This is a genomic window from Bacillus cereus group sp. N12, from assembly GCF_016483575.1.
Classification (GTDB): Bacteria; Bacillota; Bacilli; order Bacillales; family Bacillaceae_G; genus Bacillus_A; species Bacillus_A toyonensis.
The window spans coordinates 86,503-111,131 of the sequence record NZ_JAEHBO010000001.1 but is presented as its reverse complement, the minus strand read 5'-3'; the positions used below and the strand labels follow the sequence as shown (position 1 = coordinate 111,131).

Genomic DNA, 24,629 nt, shown 5'->3' with positions numbered 1-24,629 from the left:
AAAACTAAAAGTTTATTGATTTTAAAGTCGCAGTTGCTACTATTTTTTTGAGGAAAGCCATAATCAATTCCACTAAAATAAAAAATAACGGCATTTTTATAACGGAAGGAAAAATTTTGGCATGCGCCGAGGCTAATTATGAAAAAATTAAGGCTGGAATGAAATAACTCATCGAATGCTTTAGAACAAAGTAATGTATGTTATACGATTAAGAGTATGGGCTTCAAGAAATAAAAAGAAAAGATATCATTGACAATGATAATGAAAATCATTGTCATTTGTTTGAGAGATAATTTATTTGTATAAAGGGAGATATTGCTTTGAAAAAAAATAATATGAGAGCGTTAGTAGTAGCTACAACATTAGCGATTCCTTTTGCTGTTTATTCTAGCCCAGTGCAAGCAGCGGAAAAAATAGCAGAAAATAAAGCAGGAGTTATGGTAACAGATCGTGTATATAATGTTGAAATCAAAATATATAAAGATCAAAAAGATGAGCCATCCATGGTGTCTCAATACATAAAAGATCCCAAAGTTAAGATTGAAAATGGGAAAAAAGTTGTTACTGCAACAGTACAAGATAGCGATTATTTCCAATATCTTAGAATAGAAGATAAAAATCAACCAGGTGTATTTCACGATGTGAAAGTATTGTCAGAAGATAAGCGGAAAAATGGGACGAAAGTGATTCAGTTTGAAATAGGAGAATTTTCAAAGAGATATAATATGCAAATGCATATTCTCATTCCTGCTATTGGATATGATCATAAATATCAAGTTCAATTTGAAATTTCAGATCCGACAGCAAATAACAAAGAAACTGAGAAACCAGATGATAATTCTAATGCAGGTGATAAGGAAACAGATCATCAAATTGATAGTCAAAATATGATAACGGACAAAAAATTAAGGGAACTTGTTAATAAAAAAGTATTTAATAGAAAAGATTTACATACACCAATTACGAAAGAAGAGTTATTACAAGTAAAAAACTTATTTTTAAATACGAATGAGATTCTCGACTATAGTGGATTGAAATATATGCCTAATTTAAAGTCCTTAACAGTTGCTAATGCAAAGATAACAGATCCGTCGTTCTTTGCGAACTTAAAACAATTGAACCATTTAGCTTTGCGCGGTAATGAAATTGTAGATGTAACACCGCTTATTAAAATGGATAATTTAGAATCTCTTGATTTAAGTAATAATAAAATTACGAACGTTGCACCACTAACTGAAATGAAGAATGTGAAAAGTTTATATGTAGCAGGCAATCAAATTGAAGATGTAACAGCATTAGCAAAAATGGGACAACTAGATTACTTGAATTTAGCAAATAATAAAATTACGAACGTTGCTCCATTAAGCTCGTTAAAAAATGTAACATACTTAACTTTAGCGGGTAATCAAGTTGAAGATATTACACCGTTATATGCATTACCTTTAAAAGATTTAGTATTAACGCGTAATAAGGTTAAAGATGTATCGGGCATTGACCAATTGAATCAATTAGATGAATTATGGATTGGGAAAAATCAAATTGAAGACGTGACACCACTTACTAAAATGACTCATCTTAAAGTATTAGATGTACCTAATAATGAGTTAAAGGATATTACTCCATTATCAAATTTAGTAAACTTGCAAAAACTTGATTTAGAGGCAAATTATATTTCTGATTTATCACCAATTAGTCAGTTGAAAAAACTAACGTTTTTAAGCCTTGTAGCGAATGAAATTCGTGACGTTAGACCTGTTATCGAATTAAGTAAGCAAGCATACATTAATATTCAAAATCAAAAAGTCTTTTTAGAGGACGTAGAAGTACATAAAGAAGTGAAAGTACCTATTTATGAAAAAGACGGTGAAATCTCTACAAAAATCCGTTTAAAAAGTGATGGCGGCACTTACAATAATGGTGTAATTACATGGAATACGTTAGGTGAGAAAGCATATGAGTTTGGAGTAAAAGATCCATTTGCTGATACAGGCATCTTTTACACTGGTACAGTAATACAAAAGGTTGTGGATAAAGTATCAGGAGAAGTGACAGAACCAAAAGGAGAAGTGACAGAACCAAAAGGAGAAGTGACAGATCGAAAAAGTGAAGTGACAGATCCAAAAGGAGAAGGAATAGATCGAGTGAATTCGCAAATTACTAAAAATAACGCATTGAATAAACAAATTGTTAAGAAGGAACAGATATTACCTGCTACAGGACATGATACGAATTGGTTATCCGTTTTTGGTGGGGGATTAATGTTGATAGGAGCTTATTTATATAGAAGGTTAAAGAGAGTTAACTAAAATAAAAACCTTTTTGCTAACTAATGAATTGAAAAATCGAAGTAAACTGTGCGACACAGTTATTTGAAGGGATTAGCCTAAATATAGGATTCTTTCTTTGAGCAAAATTAGATGTGTTATCCTGAATTTTTAATAATGGTAACAAAAATAAGAACAGCCATTCAACGAAGAAGGCTGTTCTTATTTTTATTTCAATAGATATTTTTACATTATCAATCTGTCTGGATTGTCTTTTTTCTTTTAGTAACTTTATATTTTAATAAGAAGCTTCTTAAATCAATAATAGTAAGTCAGCTTAGGTGAATCCATTTTTATTTTCTATATCTCTTCCTAACTTAATTATATCATGTAATTAACGTTCGAAATAGACTGTTTATTCTTATTTACTACTGCTAAAATCAAGAACACATGACTAGTAAGGAGAGATGTTAAATGAGTTCTTTCGTTCTCGATTTTCAGGAAATAGAAAAAACGCAGCTTTTTCTCGTTGGTGGAAAAGGATTGAATTTAGGGGAGTTATCAAACATTCAAGGTATACAAGTGCCAGAAGGATTTTGTGTTACAACAGTAGGGTATGAAAAGGCCATCGAACAAACTGAAGTGTTTCATAATTTGTTGAATCAACTAGCCGTACTAAAAATTGAGGACCGAGATCAAATTAGTGAAATTAGTAAGAAAATTAGAGAAGCCATTATGGCAGTGGAAATTCCAGTTGATGTAGTGGAATCAGTAGCTCATTATCTCTCGCGTTTTGGAAATGAACATGCATATGCAGTGCGTTCTAGTGCTACTGCTGAAGATTTACCGTATGCCTCGTTTGCTGGTCAGCAAGATACGTATTTAAATATCATCGGAAAAGAAGCGGTTTTGCAGCATGTAAGAAAGTGTTGGGCTTCTTTATTTACAGATCGAGCGGTTATATACCGAATGCAAAACGGCTTTGATCATAATCAAGTTTCTATATGTGTTGTCGTTCAAAAAATGGTTTTCCCTGTGGCTTCAGGGATTTTATTTACTGCGGATCCGATTACTTCTAATAGGAAGGTGTTATCAATCGATGCCAGCTTTGGACTTGGCGAGGCGCTAGTATCTGGATTGGTTTCTGCCGATAATTATAAGGTAAAAGAAGACGAAATCGTCGAAAAGGTCATCGCAACGAAAAAATTAGCCATCTATGGACGAAAAGAAGGCGGAACAGAGACAAAGAAAATTGCTCCTAATCAGCAAAAAGTTCAAACACTTATTGAACAACAAATTTTACAACTAGCACGCATCGGAAGACAGATTGAGGCTTATTTTGGTTGTCCGCAAGATATTGAATGGTGTTTAGTTGATGATACATTTTATATTGTTCAAAGTAGGCCGATAACGACTTTGTATCCAATTCCAGAAGCGAATGATCAGGAAAATCATGTGTATGTATCGGTCGGTCACCAGCAAATGATGACGGATCCTTTGAAGCCATTAGGAATGTCTTTATTCCAGTTAACATCCTTTGGACCGAGGTTTCAAGCTGGGGGAAGGCTGTTTGTTGATGTTGCACAAAGATTGGCCTCACCTGCTAGTAGAGAATTTTTATTAAATACAATAGGAGAATCAGAGCCGCTTATTAAAGATGCATTAATGACTGTAATAGAGCGAGATAATTTTATTAAATTGTTACCGGATGAAGAAGAAAAAAGTCTTGGTAAAAGTATGCCACCTGCAAGCTCGCAACCACAAATCGAAAACGACCCAGCAATCGTTACGGATTTAATCAAGAACAGTCAAGCATCGATAGAAGAGTTAAAACAAAGTATTCAAACGAAATCAGGATCAGATGTACTTGATTTTATTTTAGAAGATATTCAGCAATTAAAGAAAATATTATTTCACCCGCAAAGTATGGCTGTCATTATGGCAGGTATGAATGCTTTATCATGGATCAATGAAAAGATGGAGCAATGGCTAGGAGAAAAAAATGCAGCAGACACACTTTCTCAATCTGTACAAAATAATATTACTTCAGAAATGGGTTTAGCATTATTGGATGTCGCAGATGTGATTCGTCCGTATCCAGAAGTCATTGCGTATTTACAGCATATAGAAGATGACAGCTTTTTAGATGAACTAGTTCAGTTTAAAGACGGGGAAAAAGTTCGAGATGCAATCGGGGCGTTTCTAAATAAATACGGAATGAGATGCAGCGGCGAAATCGATATTACGAAAACGCGCTGGAGTGAAAAACCAACTACAATTATCCCGATGATTTTAAATAATATAAGAGATTTTGAAGCTGGTGCTAGTAAGCGGAAGTTTGAAGAAGGGCTGCAGGAGGCTTTAAAAAGAGAAGAAGAGTTATTAGACAAATTGCAGTATTTAGCAGATGGCAAACAAAAAGTAGAAGAGACGAAGCGAATGATCAGTATAATTCGGAATTTCGCTGGCTATCGTGAATACCCAAAATACGGAATGATTAATCGCTATTTCATATATAAGCAGGCATTACTAAAAGAAGCCGAGCAACTCGTGCGAAATAACGTTATTACTGAAATAGAAGATATATACTATCTTACTTTTGAAGAACTTCACGAAGTCGTCCGCACGAATAAACTGGATTATAAGGTTATTCATAAACGAAAAAATGAGTACAAATTATATGAAAAACTAACGCCTCCGCGTGTTATTACTTCTGATGGTGAAATTATTATAGGTAAATATAAACGAGAAAATCTCCCTATCGAAGCAATAGTAGGTTTGCCTGTTTCTTCTGGAGTGGTAGAAGGGAGAGCTCGTGTTATTTTAAACATGGAAGATGCAAGTTTAGAAGATGGAGATATATTAGTTACGGCATTTACTGATCCTGGCTGGACGCCATTGTTTGTGTCTATAAAAGGGTTAGTTACGGAAGTTGGCGGACTCATGACACACGGGGCAGTGATTGCGCGTGAATATGGATTACCAGCAGTCGTCGGGGTAGAGAATGCTACGAAACGAATAAAAGACGGGCAACGAATTCGGGTACATGGAACAGAAGGGTATATTGAGATAGTGTAGTTATATTTTAAATAAAAAAATCGTCCACTAAATATAGCGGACGATTTTTTTATGATTTTAAGCTTGCTGCTATCACCCATCTGAAACTGAAAATTAAAATAAAAATGAGCATATGAATTGGATTTCTTTGAATGCCCCTGTCGTAGAAGGAGACATACATGCTACGATACTCATTCACATGCAAGAAGCAACCATGAACATTGATGAATTAGAATGTACATCAATCTAAAACAAAGAATATTTTCAAAAATATTACAAATTCAGACAACATATTGTAAATTGTCTGAATTTTCATTATTATATAAGCGTTATAACGTATTTAATATTGGGGAGGAATAGGGATGAAGAAAAAGCCTTTTAAAGTGCTGTCTACGCTTGCGGCGGCAGCAGTGCTTAGTTGCACATTTGGGGTAGGTAGTCAATCTGTTTATGCGGCAACGCCGTCTAATGTAGGATCTTTAAGTCCAATTGATGAAAATTTAATTCAAGAGGACCGTCTAGCAGATGCGCTCAAGAAACGCGGTGTAATTAATAATTCTGCGTCGAAAGAAGACACATTAAAAGCTGTTGAAAAATACGTAGAGAAGAAAAAAGGCGAAAATGCTGGGAAAGAACCAGCAACAGGGGATAGTGTCTCGAGAGAAGCGTTTGACTTTTTGAAAAAAGTGAAAGATGCAAAAGCAGATGCGAAAGAAAAAGCTGATCAACCTGCTAGTGGCCCGGTAGTTGGACAAGAGCCGGTTAAAGGGGGATTAAACGGCAAAGTACCAACTACTTCAGCGAAGCAAAAACAATATAATGGTGATGTCCGTAAAGATAAAGTGCTTGTATTGTTGGTGGAGTTTGCTGACTTTAAGCATAACAATATTGATCAAGTACCAGGTTATATGTATTCAAATGATTTTAATCCAGAACATTATCAAAAAATGTTATTTGGTAATGAGCCATTTACACTCTTTGATGGTTCAAAAGTACCAACATTTAAACAATATTATGAAGAGCAATCTGGTGGTAGTTATACAGTAGATGGCACAGTAACAAAGTGGTTGACAGTTCCTGGTAATGCGGCAGATTATGGCGCAGATGCAGGAGATGGCGGCCATGATAATAAAGGACCAAAAGGACCTCGTGATTTTGTAAAAGAAGCATTAAATGCGGCTGTAGAAAGTGGTATTGATTTATCTGAATTTGACGAATACGATCAATATGACAATAATGGTGATGGCAATAAAAATGAACCAGATGGTCTGATTGATCACTTAATGGTCATTCACGCTGGAGTTGGGCAAGATGGAGGCGGTGGTAGACTAGGTGATGATGCAATTTGGTCGCATCGTTGGCACCTTGGAACACCATATCCAATTGAAGGAACAAAAGCAAAAGTTGATAACTGGGGCGGTAAAATGGCAGCGTACGATTACACAATTGAGCCAGAAGACGGAGCAGTTGGTGTATTCGCACATGAATTTGGTCATGATTTAGGCCTTCCGGATGAGTATGATACGAAGTATTCAGGAGCAGGGGAGCCAATTAACTCTTGGTCTGTTATGAGCGGCGGCAGCTGGGCTGGTAAAATTGCAGGTACAACGCCACCGAGTTTCTCTCCGCAAAACAAAGAGTTCTTTCAAAAGAACATGGGTGGAAACTGGGCAAATATTGTAGAGGTAGACTATGATAAATTAAATCGTGGTATCGGTTTTGCAACGTACTTAGACCAAAGTGTAACGAAATCAGCTCGTCCGGGTCTAATTCGCGTTAACTTACCAGATAAAGAAGTGAAAGGCATTCAGCCTGCATTCGGTAAGAAATATTACTATAGTACAAAAGGCGATAATCTTCATACAACATTAGAAACACCAGTGTTTGATTTAACAAATGCAACACTGGCGAAGTTTGATTACAAGTCATTGTATGAAATTGAAACAGATTATGACTTCCTTGAAGTATATGCAGTAACAGAGGATAATAAGAAAACGTTAGTCGATCGAATTGGCGAAAAGAATGTGAAAAATGGTCTAGATACAACGGATGGTAAATGGGTAGATAAGTCATATGACTTAAGCAAATTTAAAGGTCAAAAAGTAAAACTAGTATTTGAATACATTACAGATGGTGGCTTAGCACCGAACGGTTTTACTTTTGATAACGCTACATTAACTGTAGATGGAAATGTTGTCTTCTCTGATGATGCAGAAGGCGAATCGAAATTAAAATTAAATGGTTTCGTTGTAGCAAACGGTTTTGATAAGAAGAAACATAACTACTATTTAGAGTGGAGAAACTACGCTGGTGCTGACCAAGCATTAAAATATAGCAGCGGTGTACCGTATAATACAGGTCTTGTTGTATGGTATGCAGACTCTAGCTTTACAGATAATTGGGTTGGTATTCATCCAGGCGAAGGTTTCTTAGGGGTTGTTGACTCTCACCCAGAGGCAATTGTTGGAACGCTAAACGGCAAACCAACTGTTCAAGGTAGTACACGATACCAAATCGCAGATGCTGCATTCTCCTTTAACCAGACGCCAGCATGGAAAGTTGTATCTCCAACACGCGGAACATATGATTACAAAGGATTACCAGGTGTAACGAAGTTTGATGATTCTAAATTGTATATAAATGATTTAATCCCAGATGCAGGACGTAAATTACCGAAGTTTGGATTGAAATTTGAAGTAGTTGGACAAGCAGATGATAATTCTGCAGGTGCAGTTCGTTTATATCGTTAATAATGGAGAAGCTGTTGAAGGGGATTCCTTTCAACAGCTTTTTTCATAGAAACATAAATTTCATTAAGCAATTAGTTGATGTCCAGATTGATTAAAATATATTTCTATGCAGGTTGGCTTACTTCTTTAAACCAGCCGCATAAAACGGGCCGTGAACTGCGATAGTTGATAAAATACGAGCAATTTCCTTAGGTGTTTCTTTTTGGCCATTATTTAGCCATTGCTGAATGACACCTATATGAGCAGATGCCATATAAGAAGTTAGGTATTCGCTTGGAACAAGCAAACTCTCTTTATCAATAAGAGCCCCATTCGTATCTTCAAATAGTGTTTTCCACATAAAGTCTTTCAGTTTTGTTTGGAAAGATAAATCTCCTTTTGGACTTAACACAGCTTTCATAAAATCACTATTTTCATTTAGAAATTCAAGAATAGAAGCGATAAGTACAAATGGCGTCGTTGGGGAAGGGTTTGAGCCAAGATCGGCAATCACTTCAGGGAATTTTTGTTTGGAAATGCTAGAAAACTCATGCATAATTTCTTCTTGGCATTTCGTCATTAAATCAAATTTATCTTGATAGTGCGCATAAAATGTACCGCGATTTATGTTTGCTTTCGTTGTAATATCTTTTACTGTAATGGCGTCAAAACCTTTTTCTTCAATAAGCTCCACTAGTGCATTTCGTATGGCCGTTTTCGTACGAATAACACGTAAATCTAAATTACTATCACGCAAAGCATGTCCCTCCTTAATTTTACTCAACACATTTAGAAAAAGTGTCTTATAACCGACACATTCACGATTTTTGATTATTGAATAAGATTTAGCTCAAACATATAATTCAAAATATAAATAAACAACACGTTGTTCATTTATTGTAACGAAAATTAAAGGAGGAGAAAAGAAAATGTTTAAAAACAAACTTTTATTGTTAGCACCAGTTATTGTACTACTTGTTGTTTTTATTTTTTCATTAACATTATTCCCAACTGTTCAACCAAAGCCAAAAAACTTGCCAATTGCAATTGTAAATGAGGATCAAGGTGTAGAAGTTCCAAATCAACCGAAAATGAATATGGGGCAAACAATTGTTGATACGGTGAAAAAAACAGCGAAATCAGATGAAGAACCTGCGGTGAAGTGGGTAGAAGTGAAAAATAAGGAAGCAGTTCAAAAAGGTTTAAATAATCAAGAGTATTATGCAGCATTCGTCATTCCGAAAGAATTTAGTATGAAACAGGCTTCATTACGAACACCGCAGCCATCTTCACCAGAAGTAGAAATATTAATTAATCAAGGAATGAATACAGGTGCATCAACTATGGCAGGGCAAATATTAAATGGTGTAGTGGATAATATAAACAACAATGTCCGTACACAAATATTAGATGGATTGAAAGCAAGGGGAGCTACTTTAACAACAGATCAAGCTTCGAAATTAGTAACACCTATTGTAAAGAACGTGAAAAATGTGAATGAGGTCGGAAAAAATAGTGCGAACGGTAACTCACCAATGGCATTATTCCAGCCGTTATGGATTGCAAGTTTAGCTAGTGCAGCGATTATCTTTATTGCGATTAGTAAAATGCCGGTACGTACAAGAAAAGAAAACTTTGGATTAAAACTAAAACAAATAGTAGCTGGAGCAGTTGCGACACTTGTAATTGGATTTGGCCTTACGTGGATTGCAGATGGGATGGTAGGGTTAAATATTTCGAATTTCACGGATACAGCGTTGTTCTTATCCATCACATCTTTTAGCTTCTTCTTAATGATATCGGCGGTACTTTCATTAGTTGGGCTAAAAGGTATCGGTTTATTCGCACTCTTACTATTCTTCGGGGCACCGTTATTATCATTAGCGCCTGAAATGTTGTCGCCATTTTATCAAGATTGGGTTTATTCTTGGTTACCAATGAAATTTATGATCGAAGGACTAAGGGAGATCTTCTTCTTCGGAAAAGGGGTAAGCTGGAATACACCTGTTACTGTGCTCGTTTGGATTGGTGTGGTAAGTATGGTTGTTATACTAGCAACTGCATTGAAGCGTAGTGCAGTAAAGGGACATAAAATGGAATTGAATGCTTAAAAGATAAAAAACGTTTCACTCGTAGTGAAGCGTTTTTTGATGAAATCATTAGGAATCGTTAAGGAAATTAAGCAGCGATAGATAGGGTTTTACAATATGTTATACGTGATTGAAGTATTCGTGTTTGCAGTAATTTTTTTGTATACATGCTCCTACTATTTCAAAGTGCATAAAATGTTATGCGAAATTATGGAGGGGATACGATGTATAATTCGAATTATCATGATTGGTATAGGCAAAATGATAAGTTGATAAGTGATATTGAAAAAGCTATAAACGGAGAATATAGCGCTATAAGCTGCTACGCAAAGTTAGCTAACATGGCTCCAAATCAAGTAGAACGAAATCAGATTCTTGAAATTCGTAATGATGAAATAAAGCATTTCCAAAACTTTGTCCAAATTTATACGAACTTAACTGGCAGGCAGCCTAAACCACAGATTACCGAAGAATGTCCAAATAGGTACTTACAAGGATTAGAATTCGCTATACAAGATGAACAGAAGACAGTAGATTTTTACTTAGAAATTTCAGATGAAACATCGGATGCACATTTGAAAGAGTTATTGCGCAGAATAGCTGCTGATGAACAAAACCATGCGGTGTGGTTTTTATATTATTTTGTGAAGACGAAGTAAATATAAAGAATGATGGCTGATGTGATGAATATATTAGAAATTATTTTAAAGCGCAGTGCAACAATTGAATGAAAAACCTAAATATAAGCAGAAAGAAACCGTTTCATAAGTAGTGGGACGGTTTTTCGCGGTGAAATACAAGTTACATAGGTATCGACAAAATATAGTAGTTGAATTTGGTATATAATGTATGAAATGAAAACGAAAATAAATAAGCTAGGAGCAAATAAATGAAAAGAGGAATTATTGTAGATATTCCAAATGAATATGATAATCTACTTTGGAAAGTGTTAAAGCCGATCGATATTACGTTATTTGATTGGCGAGTGGAAAATGAGGAATCTTATTTCAGATTACCTGATGGATTAGGATCAGAATTATTTTCAGAAGATAACAAGGTAATGAGTGGATTAGAATTGAAAAAATTAATAAAAGACAACATATATTATCTCATTTTTGCAGATTTAAAAGCGTATCCAAAAGGAGAAGTATTAGAAGAGATTGAAACATATGAAGAGTTCACAGAGAGCAAGTATGAAGTAGTCGTATTAGTAGCGGACGGTGATTATATACACATTTACGCTAAAGATCAAAAAGTGATTGAATTGATGTATGAAAACGCACTGAATCAAGGTTTTTATGTTGAATACGTTACAGACGAAAATGACGGTAGAACGCGTTTGTCAGTATAGTAGTAATTTGAAAGGGGAACGGCAATATGGAGAGAAATACAGTTAAAGGATATACAATACGAACTGCTACTGAAGAGGAGAGCGATAGCATTATTACTCTATTAAGAGAAGTAGCAGAGTGGTTACAACATAAAGAAGTAGATCAATGGCAGTATCTGTTAGGAGGAGAGGCTACAGCTGAAATATTAGAATGTATAAGAAATAAATATACGTATATTGTTATGAAAGAAGATGAAATTGTTGGTACGATTACAGCATCTCCTAAACAAAATGAATGGGATGAACATATTTTTGGTAAAGAGGAAGTTTCGGATTCAGTATATATTCATAGATTTGCGGTGAGACGGAAGTATAAGGGGAATGGAATAGGAGAATCGATTTTGCAGTGGGTAGAAGAAAATGTACAGTGTGATAAAGAGTACTTGAAGTTAGATTGTGTGGGACATAATCGTACGTTGAATGATTTTTATAAGAAAAATGATTTTGAGTATGTGGGCAGTACGGATGGGCTTAGTAAGTTTCAAAAGAAAAGGAGAAAATAAATGAATCCAATTAACGTAAGTTTAGTTGAGAAGTTAATACAGAAACAGTTTCCTGAATGGGCACATTTAGAAGTGAAACCTGTAAAGTTTAGTGGACATGATAATAGAACGTTTCACTTAGGAGATCAGATGAGTGTTAGATTACCAAGTGATGCAGCATATGCACCGCAAGTAGAGAAAGAAAACAAGTGGCTTCCTATATTAAATAAGGAACTTTCTTTACCAATTTCTGCACCAATTGCAAAAGGGCATCCGTCGGAAGAGTATCCGTGGCCATGGTCTATTAATAAGTGGATAGAGGGAGAGGCAGTTACGAAAGAAAATGTTCGTGACTTACATGAATTCGCAGCGGACTTAGGATCATTTCTACTAGAATTGCAATCCATTGATTCTAGTAACGGACCAATAGCTGGAGCGCATAACTTTTACCGAGGCGGGTTTATATCTGTATACGATGAAGAAGCGAGAGTAGCTATTGAAAACAATAAAGACGCTTTTGATGAGGCATTGTTAAAGCACCTTTGGGATTTAGCGCTCCAATCAAAATGGGAACCCACACCAGTTTGGATTCATGGAGATGTTGCGCCAGGGAATTTACTCGTTAAAGATGGAAAGCTTTGTGCCGTAATTGATTTTGGTATACTAGGAGTAGGTGATCCTTCGTGTGACGCGGCGATGGCATGGACATTTTTTGATGAAAATAGTAGAAACGTATTTAAAGAAGTGTTGAGGATGGATGAGGAAACGTGGGATAGAGCGAGAGGATGGACGCTTTGGAAGGCGTTAATTACATATGATGCGAATAGAGATAGTAATGAAAAAGTAGCTGAGGAAGCATATCGTGTAATCCAAGTGATTGTGGATGATTATAAAATGAGATGAAAATAGTAATGTGTAGCACAAGTTTTGATTGAAGTTATTTGACGTTTACTATGCAATAAAAAGGAGGGAACATAATTGAAAGTCAGGCAAGGGAAATATGAAGAGATAAAATTGCGTGATAGAATTCCAGGTATGGTTGAATATATAGATAGCACAAGACTTCCGGCTGATTTTCACTACTATATCCCTCCACACTGGCATAGAAGTATTGAAATTAGTTTGGTAATATATGGAGACGTTTCTTTGTATGTAAATGGGCAAAAAAAGAAAGTATCAGCTGGCGAGTTTATTTTTGTAAACAGTGGAGATGTGCACGAATTTGAAAAAGTTGAGAATGCAAGTTGTGCAGTAATGATGTTAATAGTTTCGTATGAATTTCTTAAAGAGCTAAATGCTGATTTTGATAAATATAGATTTACTCTACAAGCATCATTTGTGCAGAAAGAAAAGCTCCAACAAATATTTTATGAATTAAAGGAGTTAGTCACAAATTTTGATGAGTTAAGTTATATAAAAATGAATAGTTTAATTTATGAGATTGTTTATATTCTATTGCGCCACTGTAAAGATAGAAAAAAAGAAGATAATGATTTTCAATTTGGAAATAAACAAAAAGAGATAATTACATATATGTATGAATATTATGATGAAAAGCTTAAAATGAAAGATGTAGCGAAACACTTTTTTGTAAGTGAGGAACATTTTTCTCGGATGTTCAAAAAATCTTTCGGATCAAATTTCACCTCTTTTTTAACGAGATACAGGCTTCATAAAGCGTATGAAGATATTATTAGCAGTACGAATTCTATACAAGATATAGCAGTGAAACATGGATTTCCCAATGTGAAGTCATTCATTTCGCAGTTTAAAGGGAAATATGGGGATACACCATTACAGTATAGAAAAAATATCATATCAAAAAATGACAATAATTGAATCAAATATGAACAACAATAAAAATACGTTCCATGTTACATTTTGTACATGGAACGTATTTTTATTTAGTAAATGGAAAGGTATACGGTTATATAATTTTTCGGAAAACGAAAGCGTTAAAAAAGAGATGGGGGAATAGTGAATGTCTAGGAAATATAGCTTAGATTTATTAGAAAAGATTCAAGAAAAACAAGAAACCATCAATGTACAAGGCGCAGAAGTAATAGTGAAAAACATACCAGATTGCGATGAAAAGGGAGCAATGGATCCACGTCTTTATAAAGATATGAAGGTTCAAATGAATATAATGAGGTTTATGCCTAAAAATATGATGAAAATGGACGCTTCTGAAAAATCGGTAAAGAATATGAGAAAGCAGTTTAATGGTATTAAAAGCGTTCCAATCGTAACGAAAAATATAAATATTACGAATGAAACGGTTAAAGCGGAAGATGGATATGACATTCCGATAAGGATTTATAATAGTATTTCAAAACGAGAAAACGCGCCAATTTTATATTTTATTCATGGTGGCGGATTTATGGCAGGATCACCAGATGTGGTAGAAGAACTTGTGAAATTAATAGTAGAAAAAACAGATATATTAGCCTTTTCTATAGATTATCGATTAGCTCCAGAACATCCTTTTCCAACTGGACATACAGATTGTTACACTACTTTAAAATGGATTTATGAGAATGCTGAAGCATTCGGCGGTGATAAGAATAATATTTTTGTTGCGGGTGATAGTGCTGGAGGGAACTTAACACAGTATTGTACAACGAGAGATATGGAAGATGGTAGAAACTTCGTTAAAGGGCAATTACTTCTGTATCCTACACTTAACATGTGTGACTATGAAGACGAGTTTTATTCTTGGAGTATAGATAAATATGAGATTGCTCCGAAATATAAAAAAGGATTAGAAAAAATGCTTAATATGATGCATGCAATGGTCGGAGGGATGGCAGAAATACTTGGTACGGAAGACATTCATTCGAAGTATTTAAGTCCATACGTTGATGTATCTTCAGATTATCCAAGTACATTTATTACGGTAGGAGAACATGATTTTTTAATGATTGAATGTTTAGCGTATGCAGCTAAATTGACGAAACAAGGAGTGGATACTGAAACGATTCTCTATCGTGGTTTAGGGCACGCGTATGGAGATAATGTAGGTGTCTATCCTCAAAGTGAAGATTTAGCGATTGAGATGGGGAGTTTTATATTGAAGAATAGTAAGAAAGACTCGTACTTCGAGCAATGATTTTAAACTCTACTTTGTGCTTTAAGTGAGAATATCTAAAAAGTATATAAAAAGCCTAATTTGATCTAAATGTTTCAAATTAGGCTTTTTTATATGATTAAATATTCAAGATCAAAAGAAGGAATAAAACTATATTATACAGAATATTTAGATAATGGGAGGTGTCGAATTTTGAGTGAAATTGAATTAAAAAGTAATGTAATTAAGACAGGACGAGAGAGGAGTATGATTCTTCGGTTTATACTTGCTAGTCTCGTTGGGATGTTTATGTTTTTCGTACCTGTTACGATAAATGGAGCTTCTTCTATTATGATTGATCATATCGTATCGTGGATCCGTACTTCAGTTCCTGGCGTAGTACCTTATTATGCATTGTTTGTTATGGTGATTGGTGCGATTTATCCATTTTATACGAAGAAATGGAATGCATCTATCGTAGACATTTGCTTTTCTATTTTAAAAGTAGTTGGTGTTGTTTTTGGCGTATTATATTGTTTTAAAGTGGGACCAGCTTGGTTTTTTGCACCAGATGTTGGGCCGTTTTTGTATGAGAAACTAGTTATATCGGTAAGTTTACTCGTTCCAATTGGTTCGGCGTTTTTAGCGTTATTAGTCGGATATGGGTTGCTTGAATTTATCGGTACATTTTGCCGTCCGATTATGAGACCTTTATGGAATACGCCGGGACGATCGGCAATTGATGCGGTTGCCTCCTTCGTTGGAAGTTATTCACTAGCCTTATTAATTACGAACCGTGTATATAAAGAAGGAAAGTATACGACAAAAGAAGCAGCCATTATCGCTACAGGATTTTCTACAGTATCCGCAACATTTATGATCATCATCGCAAAAACATTAGACATTATGCATTTATGGAATGTTTATTTTTGGACTACACTTGTAGTAACATTCATCGTGACTGCTATCACCGTAAGAATCCCACCTCTTAGTAGAAAACCCGATACATATATTACGAAAGAAGGGTTCCCAGAGCCCGTTTATAAGGAAAAAATGTTAGAACGTGCTTGGGAAGATGCATTAGAAGTATCAAAATCTGCACCGAGCATTATGAAAAATATTGCAGTGAACTTAAAAGACGGTTTTATTATGACGATGGGAATTTTACCATCTATTATGTCAGTAGGGTTAATTGGTATCGTCTTAGCGAAGTTCACGCCAATATTTGATTGGATCAGTTATATTTTTTATCCATTTACATGGGTTTTACAATTACCAGAAGCAGACTTAGCTGCTAAAGCGGTATCAGTTGGTATTGCAGAAATGTTTTTACCATCATTATTAGTTGTAAGTGCGCCGCTCGTGACAAAGTTTGTCATTGCGGTTGTTTCGGTATCATCTATTTTGTTTTTCTCCGCTTCAATCCCTTGTATATTATCGACAGATATTCCGTTAAAAGTATCTGAACTTATTATTTTGTACGTGCAGAGAACCATATTAACGTTGCTTATTATTACGCCGATTGCTTATTTGGTGCTTTAATAGGAAACCCTCGCTTTCTATGTGAGCGAGGATTTTTGTTGTTAAAATCATTATATATAAATTTTGACATTTTTATTCATATGTTATAGTAACAAAAGAAGGGGGCTTACAAATGGAAATCATTCACGAAAGAGCGAAGTTACGGTTAATGGATAGTGGTGATGTCGAAACTTTGTTTTTGATTGTAGAAGGAAATAGGCAAATTTGGGCGTATTTAATCTCTAAAATGGAAACTGTTCAAGATATGCAGCAATATGTTCAAAAAGCGATAAAGAGTTATGGAAAGGGTACACAAATCCCTTTCGCTGTAGTGGATCAACAGACGAACAAGATTGTAGGGAGTACACGTTTATATAATATTTCAGTAGAAGATAAAACAGTGGAGTTAGGGCAGACGTGGTACCATCCAAGTGTGCAACGTACGAGTATAAATACAGAATGTAAGTATATGCTTCTCCAGTATGCTTTTGAAAAACTGCATATGCTACGAGTGCAAATTAAGACGGATGTAAGAAATGAAAAAGCACAACGAGCAATTGAAAGGTTAGGCGCGGTAAAAGAAGGTGTGCTAAGAAATGAAAGAAGATTGCCGAGCGGTCATGTGAGAGATGCAGTTGTGTACAGTATTATTGCGAGTGAATGGTCAGGCGTGAAAGGAGAATTGTTAGAAAAATTAGAGTTATACAAAGAAAAGCTATAATTCGTATTTTGTAAGGTATATGATCGTAATTTGCGAATAATATACCTTTTTTTCTTACAAAACACTAACTTATTTAATTTACTTTTGTTTCATCATTCCCTTCTGAGAAAAAATTCGTTACAATGTAGTTGTATGGTAATAAACTAATGAATTAAAATTGTAATGAAAACCGCAAATGAAAAATGAATTGATAATCCTCAATTTTAAATGAAAACCCTTTTATATATAATAAGTAAAATACCTTCTTTTAAACAAACTCAAACAAAACGATTTGATATAAATGTTTTTTTATAGAAGTATGGATGATGTACGGAGGCAATTACAAATGAAAGAAAATAAGAAGAGTAAAAAAAGACGAATCTTTCAAGTGTTTTTATTAATGATTTGTTCTGCTATTTTGTATGTGAGCTATGCAGCTTACGATATTTGGAGTTATCGCTTTAAAACGGATGATGATGTGAAGACAGATGCTGGTATCGTGCTAGGAGCAGCTTCATGGAACGGAAAACCATCTCCTGTATTTAAGGAAAGAATTAATCACGCGATTTCTCTATATAAAAACGGAAACATTAAGAAAATTATTTTTACAGGTGGTACAAAGTTTGAAGCAGAGCTTGAGGAAGCTCGCACTGCTAGAGTATATGCATTGAAACAAGGTGTAAAAGAGGAGGATATTTTAATTGAAACAAAATCCCTTTTCACTGAAGAAAATTTAAAGAATGCGAAGGAAGTTGGAATAGAGAACGGAATACACTCATACACGATTGTAAGTGATCCACTTCATATGAAACGCGCAATGAGAATCGCAAAACATATTAACATTGAGGCATATGCTTCACCGACTCCAACATCAGCATATAAAACGTTAGATACAGAAATTCCATTCTTTTTTAAAGAATTATTCTCGTATATCGGATATGTAACCTCTTTGCCGCTAAAGGCATTGAAGGGGGATTAATATAAGAAAAGGACCTGTTTTTCTATAGGGATTTTTCTTATAATCCAAAAACATTGTATTTTTATCGGAATAGTGAAACAATAGAGAGGTAGCTTCATATAATCATAATGACAAAATGAACGGTTTATGAATCGAGCATTTACGGGCAGCCCGACTCCCACTGAACTTCTTTGCTCCACCTGAATTTTGAGGTGGGAGTTTTACTGCCCGCAAATAGCGGGATAAAGGAGATTATAGTATGGCACTCTCATTTGTTGAAACAGAAGAACAATCTTTCATTATTGAACAAATAAATAAATTGATTCCGAAGTTCATGGAAAGGGAGCATCAATTAAGTGAGTTAGGATCATTTCCGCATGAAAATATTAATAATTTAAAAGATATCGGATATACGAAATTAACGTTACCGAAGGAATTTGGTGGTAGTGCGATTTCTTTATATGACTTCGTTTTATTTCAAGGGAAAATTGCAGAAGGCTGTGGAGCTACTGCATTATCGATTGGATGGCATATCGGTATTGTAAAAGAGCTAGCTGAAAATCGCTCTTGGAATGATGGAATGTTCAAATGGTTTTGCGAAGAAGTGCGTAATGGTGCACTCTTTAATCGGGCAGCAACAGAACCGAAAACAGGAAGTCCGACGCGTGGTGGTAAACCAGAAACAATCGCGGTGCAACAAGGCGAGAAGTGGATTATAAATGGAAGGAAAACTTTTACAACGATGGCACCAGTACTTGATTATTTTATTATTTCAGCAAGTATGGAAGGCCGAGAAGAAGTTGGTGAGTTTGTCATTCCAAGAAATACGCTCGGTGTATCAATTGAAGAAACATGGGATAGCGTTGCGATGCGAGGAACTGCTAGCCACGACCTTGTCTTACAAAATGTGGAGATAGAAAACCGCTTCTTTACGAATGTATTGGGCGGGAAAGTGAAACAAAAGGGTATTGGCTGGTTGCTACATATACCAGCATGTTATTTAGGAATCGCACAATCAGCAAGAAATTATGCAGTTCATTTTGCGGAATCATACAAGCCAAATAGTTTAAACCATTCTATTAGTTTATTACCGAGTGTTAGAAGATTAGTTGGAGAAATAGAGCTTGAGCTTATGCAAGCTCGCGTCTTTTTATATCAAATTGCGAAAAAGTACGATGAGGCAGAAGATAAACTATCACTACAAGCAGTACTAGCGGCAGTGAAATACGCAGTAACAAATGCGGCGATATCTATAGTAGATAAAGCAATGCGTATCGTAGGGGCAAAAAGTTTATCAGAAAAAAATCCACTTCATCGTTATTACTTAAATGTCAGAGCGGGTTTACACAATCCGCCGATGGATGATGCAACATTGTCTATACTGGCGGATGCAGCATTTCGGTCGTGATGTTTTAGGAGTAGATCTTATGAATTTAAATGTTATTGTTTATGGACAATATAGTTGTTTTGAAAGCACGTGTTTGATTAGTAATCGAACACGTGCTTTTTATTTGTTTGCCATCCTAGTTTGAAATGTAGTGTTTTCATATAAATGATTATCATGATTTGATGAATGTTCCTGGATGAAAAATATTTATTGTAATGCCAGTTTGAATGTAAACGGTGATAAGGTGTTTTTTGTTGGGAAGGAATTTGTAACTTTTAATAGAATAATTTATGAAGATGATTAGATAATAAATGTTTACACATAAGGAGATAAAACTATGGAAAAGAACAAATTACTAAGAATGGACAATGTCAGTATCGTTGTAGAATCTCTTGATGACGCAATCTCTTTCTTCGAGGAGATTGGCTTGAAACTCGAAGGGCGAGCTACTGTCGAAGGTGAATGGGCTGGTCGCGTAACCGGACTGGGCTCCCAGTGCGTAGAGATTGCTATGATGGTTACGCCAGATGGTCACAGCCGAATTGAACTTTCGCGATTTCTCACCCCACCTACTATATCAGATCACCGGACTGCTCCTGTAAACGCCCTCGGTTATTTACGCGTCATGTTCACTGTTGAAGACATTGACGAAATGGTATACAGACTCACGACTAAGTGTGGTGCTCAGCTCGTTGGCGAAGTGGTTCAGTACGAGGACTCGTATCGACTCTGTTACATTCGTGGAACCGAAGGGCTTCTAATTGGTTTGGCGGAACAACTCGGTAACAAATAAGAAAGTGACGTTTTATAAAAAAACTTTACTGAAATATATTACTGAAGTGAAAATTGAAACAGAATAGTAGTGTGAAAGTAACTTTAAGAAGTAGGGTACGTCATATAACATAACATGCAAGCGAAAGGACTCTCCGAACCACTTGGTCGCCGGGGAAGAAGCAGGGAAGAGATTCAGGCAACATCTCTGTGAAAACGTTATATGCTCATTCCTCTCAATTTGAAGAAATTTATTATTCAATAAAAGGGCTCTTCTCCAGAGCGACAAAAAAGCCAAATTCCTTAATTTTAATATTGAGAAATTAGGCTTTTAATTTTGGAATTTCTTTAACGTTGTAAATTCGTATTTTCCTGAGCTACCCTATGCTCATCAAACTAAGAAGAGCAAATACTCCAAAGCGAGAAAATTGACATCTCCAGATGAGGATGTACAATTTTTTGTTTTGAGGATGCGCCAAAATATTAGCTTGATAGCAATAGGCAGCATCCCTTGAATAGCTTCGAAGAACTCAATTCTAAATAATACATCTGAACGAGAGATAATGGAATGTTTTTTTGTAAGATGTATATCTTTTTCTCTTTTTAGTAGTATTGTTCATGAAAAATAGCACATTACAAATAAGTGTTATCAATTGAAAAAATCTTTCTTTTCATTCTTCTTTTTATAGTTTTATAGGAGAAAGCTAGGCTTCTTATTTTTACTAATGTATAATAAGAAAAAAGCACGAAAAGAGGTTATCTCATGCTAGAGGTTATTGCAACATGTTTAGAAGATGTGAAACGAATTGAAAGCGCGGGTGGGAAGCGGATTGAATTAATTTCATCTTATACAGAAGGTGGATTAACGCCGAGTTATGCATTTATTAAAAAAGCGGTAGAAGCAGTAAATATACCGATTCACGTTATGATTCGTCCGCATGCGAAGTCTTTTACATATACGGAAGAAGAAATTGAAATGATGAAAGAAGACATTAGCGTTGCGCAGAAGTTAGGTGCAGCAGGCGTTGTATTAGGCGTATTAAACGAACAAAAAGAAGTTGATAAAGAGAAGCTAGCAGATTTGTTATCTGTTGTAGATGGAATAAATGTAACGTATCACCGTGCGATAGATGATATAGAAAACCTAGTAGAAGCGATGAGAACTTTAAAGGAATTCCATAAAGTGACTCACGTGTTAACTTCAGGTGGACAAGGAAATATAGTAGATAATATTCCAGTGCTTAAAGATATGCAAAAGGTAAGCGATGGTCAAATTCAACTTGTAGCTGGAAGTGGTGTAACGAAAGAAAATATAAAGCAGTTATTAGATGAAACTGGAATTTCGCAAGCTCATGTCGGTACAGCGGTAAGAGAAGGTAAATCATGTTTTTCTGAAATTGATCGAAGTTTAGTGCGAGAATTAGTTGAAATAATAAAATAATTGCATAAGAAAGAGGAGAAACGATGAAGGAAAATACGAAGAAAGAATTATTCTCATGGGCTAAAACGATAGGATTTACCCTTGTATTAATCGCAATTATTCGCGGTGTTTTATTTACACCTTCTTTAGTGCAAGGTGAATCAATGATGCCTACTTTAGAAAATAATGAGCGCGTTCTCGTGAATAAGATTGGTTATAGTATAAGTGGATTAGATCGCTTCGATGTTATCGTCTTCCACGGAAAAGAAGGGTACGACTTAGTAAAACGAGTAATTGGTTTACCAGGTGATACAGTTGAGTATAAAAACGATGTTTTATACGTAAACGGAAAAGTGATGGAAGAACCATATTTAAAAGAGTTTAAAGAAAAAGCAGTAGGCCGAGTATTAACTCCAGACTTTACGTTAGAACAAATCACAGGAAAAACGAAAGTGCCAGAAGGCCAAGTATTTGTTTTAGGAGATAATCGTGAAGTTTCTAAGGACGGTCGCATGTTTGGCTTTATTTCAGAAGATGAAATTGTCGGAAAAGGACAAGCTGTTTTCTGGCCGTTGAAACAAGTAAGAGCGTTATAAAGAAAAAGTATGGGAGAAATATTCTTCCGGTGGATTTAAATCACATTTTTTGTGAAACTGAATGTTCATTTAAGAAAGACAGACAGAGGTCATTTTGATTATTATTTTTCAAAATGGCCTCTGTTTATTTGAAGATAGTATTGCAAGGAGGGAATTTAAATGATAACGAAAGAATCAGAAGTTATCTTAAACAGGAAAGGAGCCAGGAAAGTAAACGAAATTCCTAAAGAGGTCTTACAATTACTACAGCAAGGGAAAGTAGAAAGTGTTAATCTAACAGAATGGCTAGCTATAAATCATATTGAACTACTCAAAAATGTCTTACCTTTAATAGGACTCAAGAATAGTTTGGAAAGCATAGTAGCTGAATTAGAAAAACAGAACGTGGAAACAGGAATGAAAGTCATACGAATAACAGGAACTTTATTGGATGAAATTATACTCAAAGAGAATGAAGGAAACAAGGAAGATGTATTGTTAAAATTATCTAATCATATTTCAGATAGTGTACGATGTTGGGCAGCGTTTATGAATAAAAAATCAAATAACACATTAAAAGATACATTAACGTACATTCGACCTTTTGCAGCGGATCATCATTTTGGTGTTCGAGAAATTGCTTGGATGTCTATTAGAGAAGATCTTTCACAGAATATAGAAAAAAGTGTGGAGTTGTTAGTAGAATGGGCAAAAAGTGAAGATGAGAATATTCGTAGGTTCTCTGTAGAATCTATTCGTCCTCGAGGTGTATGGAGTAAACATATTGAAATATTAAAACAAGAACCTGAAAAAGCACTTCCTATTCTTAATTTACTTAAATCAGATCCATCAAAATATGTCCAAGATTCGGTTGGAAACTGGTTAAATGATGCAAGTAAAACGAAACCGGATTGGGTAATGGACCTGTGTGAAGAATGGGAAAAAGATACTGACATAAAATCAACTAGTAGAATTATTAAAAAAGCTAAAAGAACGATTTTAAAAAATAAGTAATATGTAACTAATAGACTTGTTAGTTGAACGAAGGAACAATCAATCATGTTAAAAAAGAATACTTTGAATAACTATGAGAAGAGCATGTTTTGATCAAAAATTGATTCAAACATGCTCTTTATATTTTCTTTTATAGCAGTGTTATTAATGAAAAGTGATCAAATTTTATTTCAAATCTAAACTTCCGTACTTTTTATTGTAACTTTTATTCTAATAGTTCGTTCTTCACGTGTTAAAGTTTTGTCAATCATTCAAGAGCCTTTCATTTTATATAAATCACTTATTATTTGTGTTTTTTTAATAGCGGACAAAATATATCGGATTATGTACGTGAAAAAAATATTGATAGAATTGAAAGAATATTTTATAATTTTAAATTATATCTTTGTTTCGAAAAATGGAATTAAAGTTCCGAAATTCGGAACAAAAAGGAGATAGGATGAGTATAAATAAAACGGCAGTGAAGACAATGGATATTTTAGAGTTATTTTATGAGCATGAAGAGTTAAGTTTAACAGAGATGGTTCAGCTTACAAATATGCCGAAAACATCTGTTTATCGTTTAATCGGTTCGCTAGAAGAAATGGAGCTTTTACAAAAAAATGAGAAGGGGAAATATCGCCTTGGAGTCGTTTTTTTACGGTTTGGGCAACTTGTTTCACAAAGATTATCAGTAAGAAATATTGCGATTCCATATATGAAAGAGCTTAGAGATAGTTTAGGGCAGGCAGTTAATTTAATTATTCAAGATGGTAATGATGCAATTTACGTTGAAAAGATGGAAGGAGTTCAGCCGGTACGTGTTTATACAGCGGTTGGAAGAAGAGCACCTCTTTATGCGGGGGCATGTCCGAGAATTTTACTATCTTATTTTTCTGAGGAAGAGAAAAGGAAGTACGTAGAGAAAACCGATTTAAAACAGTTTGCGGATGGAACAATCGTGAATAAGGAACATTTGCTAGAAGTATTACAACTAGCGAAAAAGGAAGGTTACACAATTAGTTATTCTGAATTAGAAAATCATACAGCGGCTATAGCAGCTCCGATTTTTGCAAATAATGGAACGGTTGTAGCAGGTATTAGTATTTCAGGTTTAGCAATTGAGTATGGCGAAAGTAACATTTCATATTTTACTGCGAAAGTGAAAGAAACAGCATACCGCATTTCGAAAGAACTCGGCTTTTTGGCATAGAAAGAGGGAATG

General features: G+C 35.0%; 20 protein-coding genes and 1 pseudogene. 20 read left to right on the top strand and 1 reads right to left on the bottom strand.

Annotated features, from left to right (window positions below; translation table 11 throughout):
• Positions 1-320 precede the first annotated feature (320 nt).
• From JDS92_RS00550 to JDS92_RS00540, 4 genes and pseudogenes are all read left to right on the top strand, one after another.
• Positions 321-2,084 (top strand): annotated as a pseudogene (locus JDS92_RS00550) (leucine-rich repeat domain-containing protein); the annotation flags it as partial.
• Entirely contained in the window at positions 2,067-2,306 is a 240-nt protein-coding gene (locus JDS92_RS31335) for an LPXTG cell wall anchor domain-containing protein (protein WP_472926307.1), read from the top strand. The pseudogene JDS92_RS00550 and the gene JDS92_RS31335, both read left to right, overlap by 18 nt.
• Before the next feature lie 432 nt (positions 2,307-2,738).
• Positions 2,739-5,342, top strand: coding sequence for a phosphoenolpyruvate synthase (ppsA, locus tag JDS92_RS00545; protein WP_097959338.1), 2,604 nt, complete (start codon positions 2,739-2,741; stop codon positions 5,340-5,342).
• Positions 5,343-5,683: 341 nt separating this feature from the next.
• Positions 5,684-8,071 carry an immune inhibitor A domain-containing protein gene (locus tag JDS92_RS00540; protein WP_000728984.1) on the top strand — a complete coding sequence of 796 codons (2,388 nt, stop codon included), beginning with the start codon at positions 5,684-5,686 and terminating at the stop codon, positions 8,069-8,071.
• Positions 8,072-8,189: 118 nt separating this feature from the next.
• On the opposite strand, the gene JDS92_RS00535 is transcribed toward JDS92_RS00540, so the two are convergent.
• Entirely contained in the window at positions 8,190-8,807 is a 618-nt protein-coding gene (locus JDS92_RS00535; RefSeq protein WP_206772922.1) for a TetR/AcrR family transcriptional regulator, read from the bottom strand.
• Between the two features lie 172 nt (positions 8,808-8,979).
• Between JDS92_RS00535 and JDS92_RS00530 the strand changes: the two genes are divergently transcribed.
• From JDS92_RS00530 to JDS92_RS00455, 16 genes are all read left to right on the top strand, one after another.
• Positions 8,980-10,161, top strand: a complete 1,182-nt coding sequence (locus tag JDS92_RS00530) for a YhgE/Pip domain-containing protein (RefSeq protein WP_097959339.1) — start codon at positions 8,980-8,982, stop codon at positions 10,159-10,161.
• A gap of 203 nt (positions 10,162-10,364) precedes the next feature.
• Positions 10,365-10,799, top strand: coding sequence for a ferritin-like domain-containing protein (locus JDS92_RS00525; protein WP_016108709.1), 435 nt, complete (start codon positions 10,365-10,367; stop codon positions 10,797-10,799).
• A 230-nt stretch (positions 10,800-11,029) separates the two neighbouring features.
• Entirely contained in the window at positions 11,030-11,491 is a 462-nt protein-coding gene (locus JDS92_RS00520) for a DUF2691 family protein (protein WP_016108708.1), read from the top strand.
• A 26-nt stretch (positions 11,492-11,517) separates the two neighbouring features.
• A complete protein-coding gene (locus JDS92_RS00515; protein WP_097959340.1) occupies positions 11,518-12,033 on the top strand; it encodes a GNAT family N-acetyltransferase in 516 nt (171 codons plus the stop codon).
• Entirely contained in the window at positions 12,034-12,915 is an 882-nt protein-coding gene (locus JDS92_RS00510) for an aminoglycoside phosphotransferase family protein (RefSeq protein WP_199631335.1), read from the top strand.
• A 75-nt stretch (positions 12,916-12,990) separates the two neighbouring features.
• Positions 12,991-13,851: an AraC family transcriptional regulator gene (locus tag JDS92_RS00505; protein ID WP_097959342.1), complete on the top strand. Its 861-nt coding sequence runs from the start codon at positions 12,991-12,993 to the stop codon at positions 13,849-13,851.
• A gap of 142 nt (positions 13,852-13,993) precedes the next feature.
• The gene (locus tag JDS92_RS00500; RefSeq protein WP_097959343.1) at positions 13,994-15,121 is read left to right on the top strand and encodes an alpha/beta hydrolase; all 1,128 of its coding nucleotides are present in this window, start codon (positions 13,994-13,996) and stop codon (positions 15,119-15,121) included.
• 171 nt (positions 15,122-15,292) lie between these two features.
• Positions 15,293-16,621, top strand: a complete 1,329-nt coding sequence (locus JDS92_RS00495) for a YjiH family protein (RefSeq protein ID WP_097855333.1) — start codon at positions 15,293-15,295, stop codon at positions 16,619-16,621.
• Positions 16,622-16,733: 112 nt separating this feature from the next.
• Positions 16,734-17,321, top strand: coding sequence for a GNAT family N-acetyltransferase (locus JDS92_RS00490; RefSeq protein ID WP_097959344.1), 588 nt, complete (start codon positions 16,734-16,736; stop codon positions 17,319-17,321).
• 325 nt (positions 17,322-17,646) lie between these two features.
• On the top strand, positions 17,647-18,279 hold the full coding sequence (locus JDS92_RS00485) for a YdcF family protein (protein ID WP_000662220.1): 633 nt from the start codon (positions 17,647-17,649) through the stop codon (positions 18,277-18,279).
• A 238-nt stretch (positions 18,280-18,517) separates the two neighbouring features.
• Positions 18,518-19,666, top strand: a complete 1,149-nt coding sequence (locus JDS92_RS00480) for an acyl-CoA dehydrogenase family protein (protein WP_199631334.1) — start codon at positions 18,518-18,520, stop codon at positions 19,664-19,666.
• 316 nt (positions 19,667-19,982) lie between these two features.
• On the top strand, positions 19,983-20,438 hold the full coding sequence (locus tag JDS92_RS00475; protein ID WP_000414361.1) for a VOC family protein: 456 nt from the start codon (positions 19,983-19,985) through the stop codon (positions 20,436-20,438).
• 741 nt (positions 20,439-21,179) lie between these two features.
• The gene (locus JDS92_RS00470) at positions 21,180-21,857 is read left to right on the top strand and encodes a copper homeostasis protein CutC (RefSeq protein ID WP_000895104.1); all 678 of its coding nucleotides are present in this window, start codon (positions 21,180-21,182) and stop codon (positions 21,855-21,857) included.
• A gap of 23 nt (positions 21,858-21,880) precedes the next feature.
• The gene (gene lepB / locus JDS92_RS00465) at positions 21,881-22,432 is read left to right on the top strand and encodes a signal peptidase I (protein WP_097954340.1); all 552 of its coding nucleotides are present in this window, start codon (positions 21,881-21,883) and stop codon (positions 22,430-22,432) included.
• A 159-nt stretch (positions 22,433-22,591) separates the two neighbouring features.
• Positions 22,592-23,425, top strand: coding sequence for a DNA alkylation repair protein (locus JDS92_RS00460; RefSeq protein WP_097959348.1), 834 nt, complete (start codon positions 22,592-22,594; stop codon positions 23,423-23,425).
• 439 nt (positions 23,426-23,864) lie between these two features.
• The gene (locus tag JDS92_RS00455) at positions 23,865-24,617 is read left to right on the top strand and encodes an IclR family transcriptional regulator (RefSeq protein ID WP_097959349.1); all 753 of its coding nucleotides are present in this window, start codon (positions 23,865-23,867) and stop codon (positions 24,615-24,617) included.
• Positions 24,618-24,629 lie beyond the last annotated feature (12 nt).